Origin of the sequence: Mesorhizobium sp. M0590 (assembly GCF_040320905.1) — a bacterium.
GTDB lineage: Bacteria > Pseudomonadota > Alphaproteobacteria > Rhizobiales > Rhizobiaceae > Mesorhizobium.
Window position 1 is genome coordinate 1 of sequence record NZ_JAMYQN010000054.1, and the last position, 5,281, is coordinate 5,281.

The 5,281-nt window shown below is 58.1% G+C and carries 2 protein-coding genes and 3 pseudogenes; all 5 read left to right on the forward strand.

From position 1 onward, the window contains the following. Positions 1-551: 551 nt before the first annotated feature. Entirely contained in the window at positions 552-1,955 is a 1,404-nt protein-coding gene (locus tag NKI52_RS32425) for an aspartate aminotransferase family protein (RefSeq protein WP_352700845.1), read from the forward strand. 289 nt (positions 1,956-2,244) lie between these two features. After that, complete coding sequence (locus NKI52_RS32430) at positions 2,245-2,943, forward strand: CoA transferase subunit A (RefSeq protein ID WP_352700846.1); 699 nt, start codon at positions 2,245-2,247, stop codon at positions 2,941-2,943. A gap of 36 nt (positions 2,944-2,979) precedes the next feature. Continuing rightward, a pseudogene (locus NKI52_RS32435) lies at positions 2,980-3,586 on the forward strand (3-oxoacid CoA-transferase subunit B). A 59-nt stretch (positions 3,587-3,645) separates the two neighbouring features. Next, a pseudogene (locus NKI52_RS32440) lies at positions 3,646-4,317 on the forward strand (acetyl-CoA C-acyltransferase); the annotation flags it as partial. A 148-nt stretch (positions 4,318-4,465) separates the two neighbouring features. Continuing rightward, a pseudogene (locus NKI52_RS32445) lies at positions 4,466-4,935 on the forward strand (transposase family protein); the annotation flags it as partial. Positions 4,936-5,281: the final 346 nt, after the last annotated feature.

Consider the following 5,281-nt stretch of genomic DNA (forward strand, 5'->3'; position numbering starts at 1 on the left):
TTCGGATCGGCCTTAGCAACCAAATCCTACGTCATTTCAACGGCTTGAACCACATTCGCCAACCCACCGTGAATTTTTCAGGCTAAACAGCTAAACTGCACCTTGGCACGTTGCAGGCTGTTTCGCTCCGCAACAATTCCGCGAACGAGACCCTGCGCCGATAGTGGCGAAATGGCAGGAAAAATGCTCCAAGTCAGTGAATTTCGCTCTCAAGCAGCGTTGCCTCTAAAATAGTTTGTGTGCAGGAGATTTGCTTAATTCACACAGGCTGCCCTAGCGTCGGTATTGAAGAAACGCAAACGCGCGATCTCATCGAGCGCCGCGACAAATTGGTGGTCGGTGAACCGAAAGGAGCCCATCACTCCCAGTCGTTCAGCCGGTGATCGGCTTTCTGATGTTGCCATATGCGAGGAGGCTGGCGTGGACTTGGCGGCGAGTGTCATGATCTGCGCGGAACGCCTGCTATCCAGCGGGATAAAAGTACTGCCTGCCCGAATATCTCGAACCAGATACGGCTGTTTTGGAAACATTGCAGCCTGAGAGGAAGCAAGATGACTATCAACATCAAGGACATAAGCGAGAAGGACAGAAACTCGGTCCTGCATCCTTTCACGCAGCTCAAGGACTTCGCGACCGGGAAGCTGGGTGAGCCGACAATCGTCGAGACGGGCAAGGGCATTCGCATCCAGGACGCGCACGGCAACCGGCTGATCGACGGCTTTGCAGGACTTTACTGTGTCAACGTGGGCTATGGCCGCACCGAAATCGCCGAGGCGATCTCGCGACAGGCCTATCGACTCGCCTATTACCACTCCTATGCAGCGCACACGACGGACGAACTTGCCATCTTGTCCGATCGTCTCGTGAAAATGGCGCCGGGCAAAATGAGCAAGGTTTTTTATGGCATGTCCGGCTCGGACGCCAACGAGACCCAGGCCAAGCTCGTTTGGTACTACAACAACCTGCGCGGCAAGCCGAACAAGAAGAAGATCATCTCGCGGGAGAGAGGCTATCACGGTTGCAGCGTGGTGTCCGGTTCGATGACCGGCATGAACTTTTATCACGACAACATGGACCTGCCGCTCCCCCAGATTGTTCACACTGGTGTTCCACATCATTACTGGGGCGCAAACCCAGGCGAGACTGAGCGGGAGTTCTCTGCCCGCCGCGCGGCCGAGCTTGACCAACTGATCAGACGTCTGGGCCCAGACAATGTCGGCGCCTTCATCGCCGAGCCTGTGCTCGGCACAGGCGGCATCACGCCTCCGCCGGAAGAGTATTGGGAGGCCATCCAGGCCGTTCTGAGAAGGCACGATGTGCTCCTCATCGCCGATGAAGTAATTACCGGTTTTGGTCGAACAGGTTCGATGTTCGGCTCACAGCACTATGGGATCGAACCCGACCTCATTACGGTCGCGAAGGGCCTGACCTCTGCCTACTTCCCGCTCTCCGCGGCGATCGTTGGCGAGAAGGTTTACAAGGTGATGGAAGACGGCGCTGATAGGGTTGGGGCATTCTCACATGGCTATACCTACTCTGGTCATCCGATGGGCGCCGCCGCGGCCAACGCGGTTCTCGACATCGTCGAGAAAGAAGACCTCCCTGGCAACGCACGTGACGTTGGAGCATTTTTCCAAGCGCAGCTGAAGGAAAAATTCGCCCAGTTGCCGATCGTCGGCGAAGTGCGCGGAGTTGGCCTTATGGGCGCAATCGAGTTCGTGGCCGATCGGGACAATAGGAAGCGTTTCGACCCGTCGCTCAAGGTTGGTGCACGTATTTCAAAGGCTGCCCGCGACCGTGGTCTTATCGCTCGCGCTATGCCGCACGGGGACATTTTGGGCTTTGCGCCGCCGCTCGTAACAACCAAGTCAGAAGTCGAAGAGATCGTTGCAATCGCTGAAAGCGCTGTCGGTCTCGTTATGGATGAACTCGTTCGCGACGGCCAAAAGATCTGAATGTACCATTCTTCAAGCAAGAGCTTCCTCAGTGAACGTGAAGAGCATGAAGGCAAGGAAATCCCTATGCACGAGTCGGTCGATGCAACGACTTCCAACTAAGTTTGCCGTCTCGGAATGACCCGTGCGGCTCGTCGACTGACCGCCATCCGGGCCATGGGCCGTCAGGCAGTAATCAAGCCGTGATCCGTGGCTCGCGGCCACAGCAACTAACATTTGTGGACACACCATATCGGCTTGGCAATTGCGGCAAACAGCCAATGTGCTGGCCATCCATTCGGGGAGTTACATGAGCAAAGTTTTTGGGGATGCCAGCTCTGCGCTGGAAGGTCTTTTGTTTGACGGGATGGTGATCGCAGCCGGCGGATTTGGGCTTTGCGGGATCCCGGAGCTTTTGATCGGGGCGATCCGGGACGCCGGCGTAAAGGGGCTGACGATTGCATCGAACAATTGCGGCGTCGACGATTTCGGGCTCGGCGTGCTGCTGAAGACGAAGCAGATCAAGAAGATGATCTCGTCATACGTCGGCGAGAATGCCGAGTTCATGCGCCAATACCTGAGCGGTGAACTGGCACTCGAATTCAATCCTCAGGGGACTCTGGCCGAGCGCATGCGCGCTGGTGGTGCCGGTATCGCAGGTTTTTATACGAAGACCGGCGTAGGCACCATGGTCGCCGACTACAAAGAGCACAAAACCTTCAACGGCGAGACCTATGTGCTCGAGACCGGAATTGTCGCGGACCTGTCGATTGTGAAGGCGTGGAAGGCGGACACGTCAGGTAATCTCGTTTTCCGCAAGACTGCGCGCAACTTCAACCCGCCGGCCGCAACATGCGGCAGGATCTGCGTCGCCGAGGTCGAGGAAATCGTACCGGTCGGCAGCCTCGACCCTGACCATGTTCACCTGCCTGGCATCTACGTTCACCGCCTGATCCAGGGTGTGCACGAGAAGCGCATTGAACAGCGTACAACGCGCGCGGCAGCGTAAGGTTGGGAGAGACGAATGGCTTGGGATCGGAACCAGATGGCGGCACGGGCTGCGCGCGGACTTGAAGACGGCAGCTACGTCAATCTCGGCATTGGCATTCCGACCCTAGTTGCCAATCACATTCCCGAGGGAGTTCGGGTAACGCTGCAATCGGAAAACGGGCTATTGGGTATCGGCCGGTTTCCGACTGAGGATGAAGTGATGCCGATCTCATCAATGCCGGCAAGCAGACAGTGACCGCACTACCGCATTCGGCCTTCTTTGACTCCGCGCAGAGCTTCGCAATGATCCGCGGCGGCAAGATCGCAATGGCGATCCTCGGCGCGATGGAGGTTGCCGAAAACGGCGATCTGGCAAATTGGATGATACCGGGCAAGCTCGTCAAAGGCATGGGGGGGCAATGGACCTGGTCGCTGGGATGAAGCGTGTGGTCGTAGCTATGGATCACACCAGCAAGGCCGGAGAGTCCAAGGTGCTGAAGGCGTGCACCCTGCCGCTGACCGGTCAGCGTGTGGTCGATCGCATCATGACCAACCTTGGCATACTCGACGTAGTTGAGGGCGGGCTCAAGCTGGTGGAACTGGCAGAAGGTGTCACCGACAGTGAACCCCGCAATGCCACCGAGGCAACGATCGTCAATTGAGGCTTGATGCCTAGCCGGAGCCAAGGCTCAGTTCTAACAAATAGGAAGCCATCATGAGCAAGATGGGCGATTACAAGATGATCGACGCCATGATCAAGGACGGGCTATGGGACGCCTTCAACGGCTACCACATGGGCAACACCGCCGAGAACGTCGCCCGCCAGTTCCAGATCACTCGTGACGACCAGGACCAGTTCGCGCTGGCCTCGCAGAACAAGGCTGAGGCCGCGCAGAAGGCCGGCAAGTTCAAGGATTAGATCGTCGCCGTCACCATAAAGGGCAAGAAGGGCGACACCATCGTCGACCAGGACGAATACATCCGCCACGGCGCCACGATCTACGCCATGACCAAGCTGAAGCCTGCTTTCGACAAGGACGGCACGGTGACCGCCGCCAACGCTTCCGGCATCAACGACGGCGCCGCCGGCGAGCTGCTGATGACCGAGGCGGAAGCCGCCAGGCGCGGCATCACCCCGCTGGCGCGCATCGTGTCCTGGGCGACCGCTGGCGTCGATCCGGCGATCATGGGCACAGGCCCGATCCCCGCTTCGCGCAACGCATTGCAGAAAGCCGGCTGGTCGGTCGGCGATCTCGACCTGGTCGAGGCCAATGAAGCTTTTGCCGCCCAGGCCTGCGCCGTCAACAAGGACATGGGCTGGGATCCCTCGATCGTCAACGTCAACGATGGCGCCATCGCGATCGGCCATCCGATCGGCGCTTCGGGTGCGCGCAGGAGACCGGCGAGCGGTGATCTTCCACCTCGCTTGTCGAAATCTGAAGTTGTAAGTCGAGACGAAAAGAACCTAACCGATAGTGCATCCCTCGATTCGAGGACAAGGATACCCCATTAAAGCCTAGGATCAAACATCTAGGCTGTGGCTGCGTGCGGCTGAGCGATTCGGGCGTGCGGAAGTTCATCGGAGCGCCACGACGACAGAGGCGATCCGCCTCTGCGATACAGCATAGTCAAGCGAGCCTGAGAGCGCTGGCCAAACGTTAGGGGATCACCAGGCCGCCGCCAATCGCGGGAGCGGACCTCGGTGGCCGATCTGCCGAACGGTCCGAGGGAGCCGAGATCGACCGTGTTATGACTCGAGAAAGAGCCCGTCATTGTCGCTTTTCGCCGCTACACGCCGCTGCCGTGGGAAGATTGCCTCTATGCATTGCAGCCGACGATCCCACACCTGACGCGTTCGTCATTGCATCGTCGTCTGCAACGCCACGGCATCAGCCGCTTGCCTGACGTGAGGGTGACAAGCCGGCGAAGAAGAAAATTCAAGAGCTGTCCGATCGGCTACTTGCACATCGACGTCGCTGAGGTGCGCACCGAACAGAGCAAGCAGCACATGTCTGCTGATTGCGGCGATGGTATTTGAACGGGTCCATCATCGGCCTGGGCTTCATGCCGCATGGGTTCCTCGCCGCCAGCATCTACAAATGGAAGGCGGAAGGAACGGTGGAACGGTGTGTGGGACTGAAGACGCTGTCGGATGAGAACGCTTGTGTGAAGCCGCCCCGGCCGGACACATGCTCGACAATGCCGTTTTGAAAGATCTTCTCGGAAAAGAAAAGTCCGCCCGATCCGTCCAATGGTTCACGACATCGCAAACTAGCCTGAAAAATTCACGGTGGGTTGGCGAATGTGGTTCAAGCCGTTGAAATGACGTAGGATTTGGTTGCTAAGGCCGATCCGAA